This is a genomic window from Streptomyces sp. ST2-7A (genome assembly GCF_021390475.1).
Classification (GTDB): domain Bacteria; phylum Actinomycetota; class Actinomycetes; order Streptomycetales; family Streptomycetaceae; genus Streptomyces.
Genome location: NZ_JAJUWS010000008.1, coordinates 15,328 through 30,590 on the forward strand (window position 1 = coordinate 15,328; position 15,263 = coordinate 30,590).

The 15,263-nt window shown below is 72.8% G+C and carries 15 protein-coding genes and 3 tRNA genes; 13 read left to right on the forward strand and 5 right to left on the reverse strand.

What is annotated here, in order from left to right:
• Positions 1 to 14 precede the first annotated feature (14 nt).
• The 3 genes from LZF96_RS06920 (at position 15) to LZF96_RS06930 (ending at position 278) form a co-directional block, all read left to right on the forward strand.
• Positions 15 to 86: transfer RNA gene (locus LZF96_RS06920), tRNA-Gln, on the forward strand.
• A 25-nt stretch (positions 87 to 111) separates the two neighbouring features.
• Positions 112 to 184 (forward strand) — tRNA-Glu (locus tag LZF96_RS06925).
• A gap of 21 nt (positions 185 to 205) precedes the next feature.
• Positions 206 to 278: transfer RNA gene (locus LZF96_RS06930), tRNA-Glu, on the forward strand.
• Between the two features lie 578 nt (positions 279 to 856).
• Here the strand turns inward: LZF96_RS06930 and LZF96_RS06935 are convergent.
• Positions 857 to 1,591, reverse strand: coding sequence for an IclR family transcriptional regulator (locus LZF96_RS06935; protein WP_233867165.1), 735 nt, complete (start codon positions 1,589 to 1,591; stop codon positions 857 to 859).
• Between the two features lie 235 nt (positions 1,592 to 1,826).
• On the opposite strand from LZF96_RS06935, the gene leuC reads away from it, so the two are divergent.
• From leuC to LZF96_RS06955, 4 genes are all read left to right on the forward strand, one after another.
• The gene (gene leuC, locus LZF96_RS06940) at positions 1,827 to 3,260 is read left to right on the forward strand and encodes a 3-isopropylmalate dehydratase large subunit (RefSeq protein WP_233867167.1); all 1,434 of its coding nucleotides are present in this window, start codon (positions 1,827 to 1,829) and stop codon (positions 3,258 to 3,260) included.
• 6 nt (positions 3,261 to 3,266) lie between these two features.
• Complete coding sequence (gene leuD, locus LZF96_RS06945) at positions 3,267 to 3,860, forward strand: 3-isopropylmalate dehydratase small subunit (protein WP_233867169.1); 594 nt, start codon at positions 3,267 to 3,269, stop codon at positions 3,858 to 3,860.
• A 779-nt stretch (positions 3,861 to 4,639) separates the two neighbouring features.
• Positions 4,640 to 5,263: an HU family DNA-binding protein gene (locus tag LZF96_RS06950; RefSeq protein WP_233867171.1), complete on the forward strand. Its 624-nt coding sequence runs from the start codon at positions 4,640 to 4,642 to the stop codon at positions 5,261 to 5,263.
• 56 nt (positions 5,264 to 5,319) lie between these two features.
• Positions 5,320 to 5,541 carry a hypothetical protein gene (locus LZF96_RS06955; RefSeq protein ID WP_233867173.1) on the forward strand — a complete coding sequence of 74 codons (222 nt, stop codon included), beginning with the start codon at positions 5,320 to 5,322 and terminating at the stop codon, positions 5,539 to 5,541.
• On the opposite strand, the gene cofC is transcribed toward LZF96_RS06955, so the two are convergent.
• Positions 5,513 to 6,253, reverse strand: coding sequence for a 2-phospho-L-lactate guanylyltransferase (gene cofC, locus LZF96_RS06960; protein WP_233867175.1), 741 nt, complete (start codon positions 6,251 to 6,253; stop codon positions 5,513 to 5,515). The two genes, LZF96_RS06955 and cofC, sit on opposite strands and share 29 nt — an antisense overlap.
• A gap of 282 nt (positions 6,254 to 6,535) precedes the next feature.
• Between cofC and LZF96_RS06965 the strand changes: the two genes are divergently transcribed.
• The 3 genes from LZF96_RS06965 to LZF96_RS06975 all read left to right on the forward strand — a co-directional run bounded on the left by LZF96_RS06965 (position 6,536) and on the right by LZF96_RS06975 (position 9,670).
• On the forward strand, positions 6,536 to 7,330 hold the full coding sequence (locus LZF96_RS06965) for a 1-acyl-sn-glycerol-3-phosphate acyltransferase (protein WP_233867177.1): 795 nt from the start codon (positions 6,536 to 6,538) through the stop codon (positions 7,328 to 7,330).
• Positions 7,327 to 8,328, forward strand: a complete 1,002-nt coding sequence (locus tag LZF96_RS06970; protein WP_308294162.1) for an NAD(P)H-dependent glycerol-3-phosphate dehydrogenase — start codon at positions 7,327 to 7,329, stop codon at positions 8,326 to 8,328. The genes LZF96_RS06965 and LZF96_RS06970 overlap by 4 nt, the downstream gene beginning before the upstream one ends.
• A gap of 178 nt (positions 8,329 to 8,506) precedes the next feature.
• A complete protein-coding gene (locus LZF96_RS06975) occupies positions 8,507 to 9,670 on the forward strand; it encodes a D-alanine--D-alanine ligase family protein (protein ID WP_233867180.1) in 1,164 nt (387 codons plus the stop codon).
• Positions 9,671 to 9,745: 75 nt separating this feature from the next.
• Here LZF96_RS06975 and LZF96_RS06980 read toward each other — a convergent pair whose 3' ends face one another.
• Together LZF96_RS06980 and LZF96_RS06985 are read right to left on the reverse strand one after the other, a co-directional pair.
• Entirely contained in the window at positions 9,746 to 10,261 is a 516-nt protein-coding gene (locus LZF96_RS06980; protein ID WP_233867183.1) for a DUF3515 family protein, read from the reverse strand.
• Positions 10,262 to 10,577: 316 nt separating this feature from the next.
• The gene (locus LZF96_RS06985; RefSeq protein ID WP_233867186.1) at positions 10,578 to 10,811 is read right to left on the reverse strand and encodes an Lrp/AsnC family transcriptional regulator; all 234 of its coding nucleotides are present in this window, start codon (positions 10,809 to 10,811) and stop codon (positions 10,578 to 10,580) included.
• A gap of 131 nt (positions 10,812 to 10,942) precedes the next feature.
• Here LZF96_RS06985 and LZF96_RS06990 point away from each other — a divergent pair, with 131 nt between their 5' ends.
• Positions 10,943 to 11,914 (forward strand): thiamine-phosphate kinase, encoded by a 972-nt coding sequence (locus tag LZF96_RS06990; protein WP_233867188.1) that lies wholly within the window; start codon positions 10,943 to 10,945, stop codon positions 11,912 to 11,914.
• An 80-nt stretch (positions 11,915 to 11,994) separates the two neighbouring features.
• A complete protein-coding gene (gene thiD / locus LZF96_RS06995; protein ID WP_233867561.1) occupies positions 11,995 to 12,786 on the forward strand; it encodes a bifunctional hydroxymethylpyrimidine kinase/phosphomethylpyrimidine kinase in 792 nt (263 codons plus the stop codon).
• 217 nt (positions 12,787 to 13,003) lie between these two features.
• Here the strand turns inward: thiD and rpmB are convergent, their stop codons facing one another.
• Entirely contained in the window at positions 13,004 to 13,189 is a 186-nt protein-coding gene (gene rpmB / locus LZF96_RS07000; protein ID WP_129842680.1) for a 50S ribosomal protein L28, read from the reverse strand.
• 340 nt (positions 13,190 to 13,529) lie between these two features.
• On the opposite strand from rpmB, the gene LZF96_RS07005 reads away from it, so the two are divergent.
• Complete coding sequence (locus tag LZF96_RS07005; protein WP_233867191.1) at positions 13,530 to 15,224, forward strand: DAK2 domain-containing protein; 1,695 nt, start codon at positions 13,530 to 13,532, stop codon at positions 15,222 to 15,224.
• The last annotated feature ends 39 nt before the right edge of the window (positions 15,225 to 15,263 follow it).

Genomic DNA, 15,263 nt, shown 5'->3' on the forward strand with positions numbered 1-15,263 from the left:
AGGTTTGGTTTTGGTGGGCTATGGTGTAATTGGCAGCACGACTGATTCTGGTTCAGTTAGTCTAGGTTCGAGTCCTGGTAGCCCAGCGCGATCTTCGCCCAGCGAGATCATGCCCCCGTTGTGTAGCGGCCTAGCACGCCGCCCTCTCAAGGCGGTAGCGCCGGTTCGAATCCGGTCGGGGGTACTGGCCGAAAGGCCTGCTGGGGCCCCCGTTGTGTAGCGGCCTAGCACGCCGCCCTCTCAAGGCGGTAGCGCCGGTTCGAATCCGGTCGGGGGTACGATCCGGGAAGGCCCCGCGTGTTCACACGCGGGGCCTTCCCGCGTGTCCGGCTCCCCGCGGTGGTGAGCCCTCGGTCGGTGTGCGCCCCCGGGGCCCTCGGCCCTCCCGGCGGGATCCCCCGCGGGGAGGGGTATGTGCCGCAGTCGCTGCGCCGCGCGCGCCCCGCGTCGTTCCACCGATGTGGTGCCGATCGCCTCGGCCGGTCCGCGCGCGGGCGTGTCCACCCGGATCGACTCATGGGCCCCCGGGGCGACGGGGAAGGCCCCGTGCCGGATGCCCACGTTGCCCGTCCGCCCGGGGCCCGTCGGCCGAACTCGGCCCATGCCGGGCGATGCCGTCGATCCGGATCGGAGACATGGGCGGGCGGCTTCTCCGACGACGTCCGGTACCGCACGACCGGTGGGGCGGGAATCCGACCGTCGGAGCCGGCCGAGCGCATCGGAGGGTATCGGGGGGTCGGGGAAACCGGTGGGGAATGGAGGGAGGCTCCTCCGTCGGGCTCCGGGACCCGTCGCCGGTCGGAACGGCGTTCCGGCCGGTGCCCGGGACGGTGCCCCGGCCCGACGACGCCGGGGATCAGACGGTGCCGCGCCGCAGGGCCTCGGTGAGGCGGTTGGCCGCGTCGATCAGGGCCCGTGAGTGCATTCGCCCGGGGTGGCGGGTCAGGCGTTCGATCGGCCCGGAGACCGAGACGGCGGCGACCACCCGATTGGAGGGGCCGCGTACCGGCGCCGAGACCGAGGCCACGCCGGGTTCCCGCTCCCCGATGGACTGGGCCCACCCCCGGCGTCGTACGCCGGAGAGGGCGGTGGCGGTGAACCGGGCGCCCTGCAGGCCGTGGTGCAGACGCTCCGGTTCCTCCCAGGCCATGAGGATCTGGGCGGCGGAGCCGGCCTTCATCGGCAGGGTCGAGCCCACCGGGACGGTGTCCCGCAGTCCGGAGAGACGCTCGGCGGCGGCCACGCAGATCCGCATGTCACCCTGTCGGCGATACAGTTGGGCGCTTTCGCCGGTGATGTCGCGCAGGTGCGTGAGAACCGGCCCGGCGGCGGCCAGGAGACGGTCCTCGCCGGCGGCGGCGGCCAGTTCCGACAGGCGCGGTCCGAGGACGAAGCGTCCCTGCATGTCGCGGGAGAGCAGCCGGTGGTATTCCAGGGCCACCGCCATGCGGTGGGCGGTGGGGCGGGCCAGGCCCGTGGCGGCGACCAGGCCGGCCAGGGTGGCCGGGCCCGATTCCAGGGCGCTCAGCACCAGGGCGGCCTTGTCGAGGACGCCCACTCCGCTGGAGTCGGCGGCACCAGGTGTGTCCATGCAACGATATTCGCGTCTCACAGTGTGAAACGCAAGTTCGTTTCCCCGCCGAAGGGGTCACGCTGGATCGCACCCCGGCTCCCGCTCGGAGCGGGGTGCACCGGTTTCCGCCGGTCTCACAGCGAGTCCGCGGACCGGACCGCCGTCCGGAGCGCGGGGCGCGGACGACGGTCACCGACCGAACGGCACGATTCGACTTGAGGCCCGGCGACGCTGCCGGGTCGGAGGGAATGCGATGGGACGGACACTCGCGGAGAAGGTCTGGGACGACCATGTCGTCCGGCGCGCGGAGGGCGAGCCCGACCTGCTCTACATCGATCTCCATCTGCTGCACGAGGTGACCAGCCCCCAGGCGTTCGACGGGCTGCGCAAGAACGGTCGCCGGGTTCGGCGCACCGACCTCACCATCGCCACCGAGGACCACAACACACCCACCCTCGACATCGACAAACCGATCGCCGACCCCGTCTCCCGCGTCCAGTTGGAGACGCTGCGCAAGAACTGCGCGGAGTTCGGCGTCCGGCTGCACCCCCTCGGGGACCGCGAGCAGGGTGTGGTGCACGTGGTCGGTCCGCAGCTGGGTCTGACCCAGCCCGGTATGACGGTGGTGTGCGGGGACAGTCACACCTCCACCCACGGTGCTTTCGGCGCGCTGGCCTTCGGTATCGGGACCAGCCAGGTCGAGCACGTCCTGGCCACCCAGACCCTGCCGATGGCCCCCTTCCGCACGATGGCCGTCACGGTGCGCGGCGAACTGCCCGCCGAGGTGACCGCCAAGGACCTGATCCTCGCGATCATCGCCCGGATCGGCACCGGCGGCGGTCAGGGCTATGTGATCGAGTACCGGGGCGAGGCCATCGAGAAGCTCTCGATGGAGGCGCGGATGACCATCTGCAACATGTCCATCGAGGCCGGGGCCCGGGCCGGCATGATCGCGCCGGACGAGACCACCTTCGAGTACCTGCGCGGCCGGGACCACGCCCCGACCGGCGCGGACCTGGACGCCGCCGTGGAGTACTGGCGCACCCTGCGCACGGACGAGGACGCCGTCTTCGACCACGAGGTCGTCATCGACGCCACGGAGCTGGCCCCGTTCGTGACCTGGGGGACCAACCCCGGGCAGGGCGCCCCGCTGTCCACTTCCGTGCCCGACCCGGCGTCCTTCGCCGATCCCAGCGAGCGGCTGGCGGCGGAGAAGGCGCTGGAGTACATGGGGCTGTCCGCCGGCCAGCCGCTGCGCGAGGTCTCGGTGGACACCGTCTTCGTCGGTTCCTGCACCAACGGTCGGATCGAGGATCTGCGCTCGGCGGCCGGAGTGCTGCGCGGACGAAGGATCGCGGACGGGGTGCGCATGTTGGTGGTGCCCGGATCGGTGCGGGTGGCGCTGCAGGCCGTGGAGGAGGGCTTGGACAAGGTGTTCACCGAGGCCGGGGCCGAGTGGCGGCACGCCGGGTGTTCCATGTGTCTGGGGATGAACCCCGACCAGCTCAAGCCCGGCGAGCGCTCGGCCTCCACCTCCAACCGCAATTTCGAGGGCCGGCAGGGCAAGGGCGGCCGCACCCACCTGGTCTCCCCGCAGGTGGCCGCGGCCACCGCCGTGACGGGCCGCCTGTCGTCCCCCGCCGACCTGTCCGACCTCACCTCCGTCCCCACCCCCGCGGGAGTCTGATCAGCGATGGAAGCCTTCACGACGCACACCGGTCGGGCCGTTCCGCTGCGCCGCGGCAATGTGGACACCGACCAGATCATCCCCGCCCACTGGCTCAAGAAGGTCACCCGGGACGGATTCGAGGACGGGTTGTTCGAGGCATGGCGCCGGGATCCGGAGTTCGTGCTCAACCGTCCCGAGCGGGCCGGGGCCACGGTGCTGATCGCCGGTCCCGACTTCGGTACCGGGTCCTCCCGCGAACACGCGGTGTGGGCGTTGCAGAACTACGGCTTCAAGGCCGTGATCTCCTCGCGGTTCGCCGACATCTTCCGGGGCAACTCCCTGAAGAACGGGCTGCTGACGGTCATCCTCGACCAGGCCGTGGTCGATCGACTGTGGGAGGCCGTCGAGGCCGACCCCCGGGCCCCGGTCACCGTGGACCTGGTGGAGCGCGTGGTGCGGGCGCCGGGTGTCGAGGCCCCCTTCGAACTCGACGAGAACTCCCGCCGGCGGCTGCTGGAAGGGTTGGACGACATCAGCCTGACGCTGTGCCACGAGGACGAGATCGCGGTCCACGAGGCGACGCGGCCCTCCTTCAAACCGCGGACCCTCGTGGCCTGACCCCGCCACCCGAACCCCGGGTGCGCCGTTTCCGCATCCCGCGGGAGAGTTTTTCGGCCATCGAACGGCCGCTCCCCCGACGGGTGTAGGGCCTTCAGGGGCCCCTTCGATACGGGTGTGTCCCCCACCTCCGAGGTGGGGGACACACCCGTATCGTCTTGTGTGCGGCGGATGTCGGGCGACAACTCCCCCCGGGTGGCACAATTGGTGCATGGACCACGACGACGGGGCACCGCTCCACGCCCGTCTCGCGGTTCGGCCGAAAGAAGCGCACCCCGGAGTGCGCGTGATGCCCGTTCCCGAGGAGGTGCGACGGGGTATCACCCGCCGGTTGTCGTCCCTCACCGCGATCGCCCGGCGCGACGCGCCGGTGGTCGAACGTCGGCCCGAACGGTTTCCCGCCCCGCCGGATTCCGCCCGACCGGGGTTCTCCCCCGGGGGCGGGAGGGCGGGGGACGGGTGGTCGTTCCGGCCCCCGCCCACCACGGGTCCGCGATGGCTCCGTGGGGTCAACCCCGATCCGCCGGCATCGGATCCGCGGCGACTCCGCCGTGGACTTCCCGATTTCGGGATGGACGAGGGTGCGTCGCGGGGCGTCGCGGCCGGTGCCCCGGTGCCGGATCGGGGCCGCCGCCGCCGGATCGACGCGCGCTGCGGGCCAGTTCGTTGCGACACAAGGGTGATTCGCCCGTTTCTGGTTTGATTTGCGGTATATATCTGCCTACCGTGCGAAAAAGCTTGAACGGTTTCGTTCCAGCGATGCCTCCGAAGGGGAAGACGTGAACAAGGCGCAGCTCGTGGAAGCCATCGCCGACAAGCTCGGCGGCCGTCAGCAGGCCGCACTCGCGGTCGATATCGTCCTCGACGCCATCATCCGGGCCACCGTCGCCGGGGAGCGCGTGTCGGTCACCGGTTTCGGCTCGTTCGAGAAGGTCGAGCGTCCCGCCCGCTACGCCCGCAACCCCCAGACCGGGGAGCGGGTTCGGGTGAAGAAGACCGCCGTGCCCCGGTTCCGTGCCGGACAGGGCTTCAAGGACCTCGTGGCCGGCAGCAAGAAGCTCCCGAAGAACGACGTGGCGGTGAAGAAGGCACCCAAGGGCAGCCTGAGCGGCGGTACCACCACCAAGAAGGCGACGGCGAAGAAGACCACGGCCAAGAAGAGCACCACCACTCGCAGCGCGACCGCCAAGAAGGCCGCCGCCGGTAAGAAGGCCGGCGCGGCCAAGAGCACCACCGCCAAGAAGACCACGACGGCCCGCGACACCGGCGCCGCGAAGAAGACCGGCGCCAAGAAGACCGCCAAGAAGGCGCAGGCCAAGAAAACCGGGGCCGGTAACGCCCCCGCCCGGAAGGCGACGGGGCGCAGGACCACGGCGAAGCGGACGGCCACACGCAGCAAGTGACCCCGCCGGGGTCGGTCGGGGTGACCCTGCGTGTGCCGGACCTCTAGGATCGGCGCATGCAGGCCACCGCGTACACCTGGGACCCGACGACCCGAGCCGGCAGCGTACTGCTCGACGACGGCACCCCCGTCGAGTTCGACCCCGCGGCCTTCGACGCCGGCGGTCTGCGGCTGCTGCGCCCCGGCCAGCGGGTGCGGATCGAGACCGCCGCCGACCGGGACCCCGCGGCGGACCGCGCCGCGCCCCGGATCACCCTCGTGACCCTGCAGACCTTCTGAGCCCGGTTCCCCCGGTCGCACCCGGGCGGCCGAGCCCTTCCCAGGCCCGACGGGTGTGCGGCCCCACGCCGAGTTCCAGCGCCGCCAGCAGATCCGCCCCGGTGTCCACGTCCCGCCGCGCCCCCGGCACATCGAGCGGTCGGAGTTCCAACGCGCCCGACTCCAGATGCCGCGTCCGCGAGTCGGGACCGAACCGTGGTTCCGGTGCCACGCCCGGTGCCACCGTCAGCATCGTGGTACCGGTGCCCTCGGTGTCCGGCACGAAGCACCGCGGCGCCCGCGCGGCCAGCAGTACCCGCTCCAGCTCCTCCGGACGCAGCGCGGGCAGATCCCCGTTGAGAGCCACCACCCCGGCAGGCGCGTCGCCGCCCGCCCCCCGTGGTGCCGCCCCGGCCACCCGCACCCCGTGCTCCACCGCCGCGTTCAGCCCCCCGTTCGGTGCGTCGGGCACCACCCGCACCCCGGAGCCCACCGGCCCGGCCGCGATCCACGCGTCGTCCGTGACCACGATCACCTCCCGTACCCGACGGCACGCCAGGACGGCCGCCACGGTGTCCAGGGCCAGGGCCGGGGCGAGCGACGCCCGGGCCCGCTCCCCGAGCGTCGCGCCCAACCGGGACTTGGCGCCCGCCCCGGCCTTGAGGGGGATCACCGCCACCCAGCGGGCCGGGATCGATGATCCCCTCTCCCGGCCGTTCCGCGTCGGGAACATCCCCCTCCGGCCGTGCATCCCATCCCCGTTCCCTCCGGTACGCGCCTCCCGGGCGCGCCACCCCTGCCGTCGGCCCCGACCGAACCGATGAGACGATCTGCTGGACAGGCCACCGGCCCGGGGTCAGACTTGTCCGGCCGTCCGCGCCGGCGGCGCCGGACGGGGCGCGCGACCGCCGCGGCCCGGTGCTCTCCGGACGGTGGCCCGTCGAGGCTATCGAACCCACCCGGGCGTACGAGGCGCACAGGGCCTACGAGGAGCGCAAGAGGAGATGGTGTCCGAGTGTCCCGCCGCAGAATCGGCTTCTGGTATCGCTTTGCCGCATTCCTGGTGAAACCCACGATGCTGCTGCTCTTCTCCCGCGATTGGCGTGGGGTGGAGAACATTCCCGCCACCGGTGGTTTCATCACCGCGGTCAACCACAACTCGCATCTCGACCCCCTTTCCTACGCGCATTTCCAGTACAACACCGGAAGAGTGCCCCGTTTCCTGGCCAAGAACAGCCTTTTCCGTGGCCGGGGCATCGTCGGTTCCTTCATGCGCAGCACCGGTCAGATCCCCGTCTACCGCGACACCTTGGACGCCGCCGGCGCCTTCCGCGCCGCGGTGCAGGCCGTCCACAGCGGCGAGTGCGTGGCCTTCTACCCCGAGGGAACACTCACCCGTGACCCCGATCAGTGGCCCATGCAGGGCAAGACGGGGGTGGCCCGTGTCGCGCTGGAGACCCGGGCCCCGGTCATCCCCGTCGCCCAGTGGGGCGCCAACGAGGTACTGCCCCCCTACGCCGGCGGCCGCCGCGTCCGACTGCTGCCGCGCCGGCGGATGACCGTGGTGGCCGGTCCGCCGGTCGACCTCTCCGAGTTCCACGGCCGTGAGATCGACGCCGAATTGCTCCGCCGGGTCACCGACCGCATCATGGACGCCGTGACCGTCCAACTCGCGGGCATCCGGAACGAGGAACCACCGCGACGCCGTTGGGTCCACAAGCGCGATCGCGTCGATCGTGCCGGCGCCGGAACCGGAACCGGAACCGGCCAGAACATCCCGGGTGACACCATCAAGGAGACGACCGAGTGACATCCGTCGCCGTCTACGGAACCGGATCCTGGGGCACTGCTTTCGCGATGGTGCTCGCCGACGCGGGTTGTCGGGTCACCCTGTGGGCACGCCGCCCGGAGATCGTCGAGGCGGTCAACACCGAGCGCGTCAACCCCGACTACCTGCCGGGCATCAGACTGCCGGAGACCGTCCGGGCGACCACGGACCCGGCCGAGGCCGCCCGGGACGCCGAGTTCACCGTTTTCTCCGTGCCCGCCCAGACCCTGCGCGGCAACCTCGCCGAGTGGGCGTCCCTGCTGCCCCCCGACACGGTGCAGATCTCCCTGATGAAGGGCATCGAACTGGGCAGCGGCAAACGGATGAGTGAGGTTATCGCCGAGAGCACCGGGGTCTCCGGGGACCGCATCGCGGTCCTCAGCGGCCCCAACCTCGCCCGGGAGATCGCCGAGCGGCAGCCCGCCGCCTCCGTGGTCGCCTGTCGGGACGAGGAGATCGCCCGTCGTATCCAACGGGTCTGTCACACCGAGCGGTTCCGTCCCTACACCAACACCGATGTCGTCGGTTGCGAACTGGGCGGCGCGGTCAAGAACGTGATCGGCCTGGCGGTGGGCATCGCCGACGGCATGGGGTTGGGCGACAACACCAAGGCGTCGCTGATCACCCGCGGCCTCGCGGAGACCAGTCGACTCGGCCTGGCGATGGGGGCCGACCCCGCCACCTTCGCCGGGCTCGCGGGGTTGGGCGACCTCGTCGCCACCTGCTCCTCGCCGCTGTCCCGCAACCACACCTTCGGCCGCAACCTCGGGCGGGGCATGACCCTGGAGGAGACCATCGCGGTCACCCGACAGACCGCGGAGGGCGTGAAGTCCTGCCGGTCGGTGCTGCTCCTGGCGCAACGCCACGGTGTGGAGATGCCCATCACCGAGACCGTGGTGCGCATCGTCCACGAGGGAACCTCACCCCGTGACGAGTTGAAGGGGCTGATGTCCCGCAGCGCCAAGGCGGAGCGGCGCTGATCCGGGCGGGCTCCGCCACCCGGTGACGCCCCGTCCCCGGTCCGTCGCCCCGTGTCCGAGCGGGTGCCCGGCTTCCACCGCTCCGTCCCGGCCCACCCCGGCCGGCCGGGGGAATCCGCACGGAAACCACCGGGCGCCGCCGGCCGACGGAACCGGCGTTCGGTAGCCTCGGGGCGATATGAGCAGCCAGTTGCCCCCCAGCGGCTCCCCCTCGAGCCCCCAGCGCCCCAAGCCGCGCGTCGCCGTCGTCTTCGGCGGCCGCAGCTCCGAGCACGCCATCTCCGTGGTCACCGCGGGTGCCGTGCTGAACGCCATCGACCGTGAGCGCTACGAGGTGTTGCCCATCGGCATCACCTCCGACGGCCGATGGGCCCTGACCGCCGACGCTCCCGAGCGGATGGCGATCACCGACCGCCGACTCCCCGCGGTGGACGACCTGGCCGAGTCGGACTCGGGCGGTGTGCTGCTCCCGGTCACCGCCGGCAGCCGTGAGGTCGTCTACACCGAACCGGGCACCGTCCCCAAGGTGCTGGGGGACGTGGACGTCGTCTTCCCGGTCCTGCACGGCCCCTACGGCGAGGACGGCACCATCCAGGGGTTGCTGGAGCTCTCCGGCATCCCCTACGTCGGTTCCGGCGTACTCTCCTCGGCCATCGGCATGGACAAGGAGTACATGAAGCGCGTCTTCACCTCCTTCGGACTGTCGGTGGGCCCCTACACGGTGGTGCGGCCGCGGGAGGAGGAGCGCGACCCGACCGGGGTGCGGGCCCGCCTCACCGAATTCGCCAATCGCCACGGGTGGCCGCTCTTCGTCAAACCCGCCCGGGCCGGCTCCTCCATGGGAATCAGCAGGGTGAACGGCCCGGAGGAGCTGGACGAGGCCATCGCCGAGGCCCGACGCCACGACCCCAAGATCATCGTCGAGGCGATGCTGCGGGGGCGCGAGATCGAGTGCGGTGTCCTGGAGTTCGAGGACGGCCCGCGGGCCAGCGTGCCGGCCGAGATCCCGCCCGCGGCCGCCCACGACTTCTACGACTTCGAGGCCAAGTACATCGACTCGGCCGAGGGGATCGTTCCCGCCCCGCTGTCCGCGGAGGAGACCGAGCGGGTACGCGGTCTCGCCGTCCGCGCCTTCGAGGCCGCGGCCTGCGAAGGGTTGGTCCGGGCCGACTTCTTCCTCACCGAGGACGGACGGTTCGTCATCAACGAGATCAACACCATGCCGGGCTTCACCCCGATCTCCATGTATCCCCGCATGTGGCGGGAGAGCGGGGTGGACTATCCGGAGTTGATCGACACGCTCATCCGCGCCGCCCTGCGCCGCCCCACCGGGCTGCGCTGAGCCACTCCTTCCCCGCCCCGCTCCGGCCGGTACGTCCCGGGGGAGCGGGGAGCGGGGAGCGGGGGCGGACCCGGGTCACCCGTGGTCGGTGTGGTCCTCCCACAGCGGATCGAGCGGCACGCTCCCGGCCACCGCCTCGGCGAGATCCACCAGGACACCGGTCTCCGGCGCGTACGCCGAGGGGACCGTCACCTCCACCCGCACCGTTCGCTCGGTGGTGGTGAAGCGGTAGCCGTCGCCGTTCGCGCCGGCCTCGATCAACCACGACACGTCGTTGACCGCCACCGCGTCGGCGAACGGGTCGTAGGCAGCGTCCGGAGGGTCGAGCACCGCCGGGTCCGGCACCCCGCAGCGCAGCACGATCGCCGGGTCGCCCCAGGCCGCCGTGTAGGGCGAGGAGGGTTCCACCTCGCGACGCTCGCGCTCCTCCACCTCCCCGGGCAGGGCGTCGGCCAGTGTCCGGCAGATCCCGGCCGCGTCCGCCGCCGGCTCCGGCGCGGGCACGGACACGGTGCCCGTCCCGGCACACCCGACCGCCCCGACGAACACCGACAGCAGCGCGACCGTGACACCGGCGTGTCGGAGTGGCACGCGACGCGAACACACCGATGGCGCGGGCGGCACGGTGGTGGGACGGGATCGACGTACGGTGGGCATCACCGGCCGAGCATACGGGTGCCGGCACCCGACCCCGACGGGGGCGGGCACCGGCCGGGCGGGGTCGACCGACCGGTACGGGCCGGGCACGGACCGGCACGGACCGGATGGAGGCGGCGCCGGAGCCGTTCGGGGCCGACGCCTGCCGAGGGGGAGGAAACGGGGTGGGGCGAGCGCACGGGACGGGACATCCGGGGAACGGGGCGGAACCCGGGGGCGGAGAACCACCCGAACGCCGTGCCGTTTCCGTTCACAGATGGACGACGGGGCAGGTCAACGTGCGTGTGATGCCGGGCACCCGCTGTACCTCGGCGACCACCAGACGGCCCAGCTCGTCCACGGAGGACGCCTCGGCCCGTGCGATCACGTCGTACGGGCCGGTGACGTCCTCGGCCTGGATGACACCGGACAGTTCGGAGATCACATCGGCCACGGTGGACGCCTTGCCCACCTCGGTCTGAATCAGGATGTACGCCTGTACCACGGGTCCTCCAGGGCGGCTTCGAGGATCGGGGCGCTACCGTAGCGCGTCATGACCTGCGGCAGGGAGTTGTCGGGGCCGCCGGGCACCACAGGTTGACCCGATGGCCGGAGACGAGACATGAGGAGAGCGGAGTGAAGGGCACAGTGGGCGAGCTGGGCGAGTTCGGATTGATCCGGGAGCTCACGGCCCGGATCAGCGACGCACCCGCCGTGCGGCTGGGCCCGGGAGACGACGCAGCGGTGGTCGCGGCGCCGGATCGGCGCGTCGTGGCCACCACCGACATCCTGGTGGAGGGCAGGCACTTCCGCCGCGACTGGTCCACCGCCTACGACGTCGGCCGCAAGGCCGCCGCGCAGAACCTGGCCGACGTGGCCGCCATGGGGGCCTCCCCGACCGCGCTGCTGCTCGGTCTGGTGGTCCCCGCGGAGCTGTCCGCCACCTGGCCGCTGGAGTTGATGGACGGCATCCGGGACGAGTGTCGGGTCGCCGGGGCCGGCGTGGCGGGCGGTGACGTGGTCAGGGGAGCCACGATCACGGTCTCGATCACGGCCCTGGGGGACCTGCGCCACCGCGAGCCGGTCACCCGCTCCGGGGCCCGACCCGGGGACGTGGTGGCGGTCAACGGCTGGCTGGGCTGGTCGGCGGCCGGATACGCCGTCCTGGCCCGGGGGTTCCGCTCCCCGCGCGCCTTCGTGGAGGCCCACCGTCGTCCCGAACCCCCCTACGCGGCGGGACCCCTGGCGGCGGAACTCGGGGCCACCTCGATGACCGACGTCAGCGACGGGCTGTTGGCCGACCTGGGTCACATCGCCCGGGCCAGTCACGTCCGCATCAACCTGCGGTCCGCCGCGCTGGACGTGCCCGCCCAGATGTCCGACATCGGCAACGCGGTCGGTGTGGACCCCCTGGAGTGGGTGCTCACCGGTGGTGAGGATCACGCCATCGTCGCCACCTTCCCGCCGCACACCAAGCTGCCCGCCCGGTGGCGGCGGATCGGCGAGGTCCTGCCGCCCACCGCCCCGCCCGCCGTGACGGTGGACGACGTCCTCTGGGACCGGGCCGGGGGATGGGACCACTTCAACACTCCCGAGGAGGCGCTGTGAGCGGACCTCCCACCGGTCCCGCCCCGTCGGATGTCCCGGCCGGCGCCGCGACCCCGGCCGCGAACGAGGCCCCGCCGACCGTGCTGACCGTGGCCGGCTCCGACTCCGGGGGCGGCGCGGGCATCCAGGCCGACCTGAAGACCATGCTCGCCCTGGGCACCCACGGGATGAGCGTGCTCACCGCCGTCACCGCCCAGAACTCCCTGGGGGTTCGGGATGCCTGGCCGTTGCCCCCCGAGGCGGTCGTCGAGCAGTTCCGCGCCGTGGTGGACGACATCGGGGTGCGGGCGATCAAGACCGGGATGCTGGCCGACGCGCGGTTGGTGGAGACCGTCGCCGGCCTGCTGGGGACGGTGGACGCCCCCGTGATCGTGGACCCGGTGGGCGTCTCCAAGCACGGTGACCCCCTGCTGGACCCCGACGCCCTGGACGTCGTGCGCACCCTGCTGCTTCCGAGGGCCCTGGTGGTGACGCCGAATCTCGACGAGGTGGCGCAGCTGACCGGTGTCCGGGTGGAGGAGGAGCGGGACATGCGCCGGGCCGCCGACGCCGTCCTGGCTCTGGGGGGTCGCTGGGCGCTGATCAAGGGTGGACATCTGAGGGGCGACGCCGTCGATCTGCTGACCGACGGCACCACCGAGTACCGACTGCGCGCCCCCCGCCTGGACAACCGCCACACCCACGGCACCGGCTGCACGCTCGCCGCCGCGATCGCCGCGCACCTCGCCCGGGGGCTGGACGTGCCCGACGCGGTCACGGCGGCCAAGGAGTACGTCACGGCCGCGATCGCGGCCGGTTTCCCCCTGGGCGCGGGCATCGGACCGGTCCGGCACGGTCACGGCATCGACCCGGGTGGAAGCCCCGCCGGCTGAGCCCCGATGGTTTCCGGCCCGTCCCGGCCCGGCGTCCGGCCGGGGCGGAACGGGGCCCGGACACGGGACCCCGCTCTTCCCTTCCCCGGCGTCGGGGAACGCCGAAGAGCCGATCCGTCACGGGGACGGATCGGCTCGAGACCGTACCGGGACGGGGTGTCCCGGCGGCCGACGGCGGTCGGCACGCCCGTGGTCACCCACGGGCGGCGTCATCCGCTCAGCGGGTGACCTTGCCGGCCTTGATGCACGAGGTGCAGGCGTTGAGGCGCTTCGGCGTCCCGTTCACCACGGCCCGCACCCGCTGGATGTTGGGGTTCCAACGGCGGGGGGTGCGGCGGTGAGAGTGGGAGATGCTGTTGCCGAAGCCCGGCCCCTTGCCGCAGACGTCGCAGTTGGCAGCCACGGGTCACTCCAAAGACGGGTCACCCCGGAAAGACGGGGAGACGGATACGAACGCTGGAACCCGGCTCTGCGACACCGGAAATCCGGGGGCTTCGGCCGGGGAGTGGCGCCCGACACCCCGGGAGCGGACTCACTCGACGGTATCGGGCAACCGGAGCAGCATACCCCGGCCCCTCCCGTCGGGCGAAATCGGACGGCCCCTCCGGCCGGCGGGGGTCGCCGCGTCCCCGGGCCGCATAGGCTGCGACGGTCGGTTCCCGGGTACGCGCTCCCCGGGGCCCCGACCGGGATCCCGGGGTCGGATTCCGATCGTCCCCCGAGCCGCCGAGGAGGAATCGCCCGTGACGCGCCCGTTGGACGCCGGGACGGTGCGCCGCTGGTGCCGTCTCTCGCTGGACGCCCTGGGCCGTGCCCGGGAGGACATCGACGCGATCAACGTCTACCCGGTGGCCGACGGCGACACGGGCACCAATCTCTACCTGACGATGGAGTCGGCGGCACGTGCCGTGGAGGCCGCCGGAGCGGGGGATCCCGACGTGGCCGAGACCCTCCGCGCGATGGCCCACGGCGCGTTGATCGGGGCGCGCGGGAACTCCGGCACGATCCTCGCCCAACTGCTGCGCGGAATGGCCGTCGAGTGGGGTTCGGTCGAGGGCGCCGTCACGGCCGGGGACCTGCGTCGGGCCCTGCGCACCGCGGCCGACTCCGCCTACCGCGCGGTGGCCCACCCGGTGGAGGGCACCATGTTGACCGTCGCGGCCGCCGCCGCCCGCGCGGCGGAGGCGACGACCGGCGACGCGGCCGAGACCGTGACGGCCGCCTGCGCGGGGGCCCGCGAGGCGCTGGCCTGCACCCCCGACCGCCTGCCGGTGCTCGCCCGGGCCGGAGTGGTGGACGCCGGGGGAAGCGGCCTGCTCACCGTCCTGGAGGCCCTGGACGCGGCGGTCTCCGGGGGAGCCCCCGCGCCGGGCCGCCGCGCGCCCCACCGCCCGGCCCCGGTGAGGGCCGGCGGCGCGCACCCACCCGGCCACCCCGGCGGCCGGCCCCCCGCTCCCCTCGGTGAACCGACCGGCGAACGCCCCGCGGCCTGCGCCCCCGACGACACCGGCCCCGGACCGGCCTTCGAGGTGATCTACCTCCTGGACGCCGACGACACCGCGGTGCCCGGGCTGCGCGACCGTCTCGACCGACTGGGAGACTCGTTGGTGGTGGTGGGCGGTGACGGCCTGTGGCACCTCCACCTGCACACCGACGAACCCGGTGCCGCCGTGGAGGCCGCGATCCGGGTCGGTCGGCCCCACCGCATCCGCATCGCCCACCTTCCGTCGGCGGGAACCGGGCCGGTGCCCCCCGACACGGCTCCCGCGACCACCGGGCCCGCCCGCGCGGTTGTCGCGGTGCTCCCCGGCGACGGCCTCGCCGAGCTGTGTCGGGAGGCGGGCGCGGTGCCGTTGACCGCGGACGCCGACGAGCCGCCGTCGGTCGGGGAGATGACCGCGGCGCTCCGCGCCGCCGGTGCCCCGGAGGTGGTGCTGCTGCCCAACGACACGGCGCTGTGGCACCCGGCCGCCGCGGCCGCGCAGGAGGCCCGTCGGGCAGGCATCCGGGTCTCGGTCATCCCCACCCGTTCGCCGGTGCAGGGGCTGGCCGCACTGGCGGTGCACGCCCCGGAACGGCGCTTCGACGAGGACGTGGTGGCCATGACGGCCGCCGCCGGGGCGACCCGTTTCGGCGAGTTGGGCACCGCCGAGAGCGAGTCGTGGACCAGCGCGGGGGTGTGCCGGGCGGGCGACGTGCTCGGCCTGATAGACGGGGACGTGGTGGTCTTCGGCGGGGACCCGGCACGAATCGCCGCGGAGGTCCTGGACCGGATGCTCTCCGGTGGCGGGGAGCTGGTCACCCTGGTCACCGGAGCGGACGTGCCCGGCGGTCTGGCCGACCGCCTGGAGGAGCACCTGCGCTCGCGTCACCCCGGCGTGGACACCGTTCGGTACGAGGGCCGACAGGGCTCACCACTGTTGATCGGCGTGGAATGAGGGTTCCGCCGGGTCCGGCGGAACCCGGCCGGGGCCGAA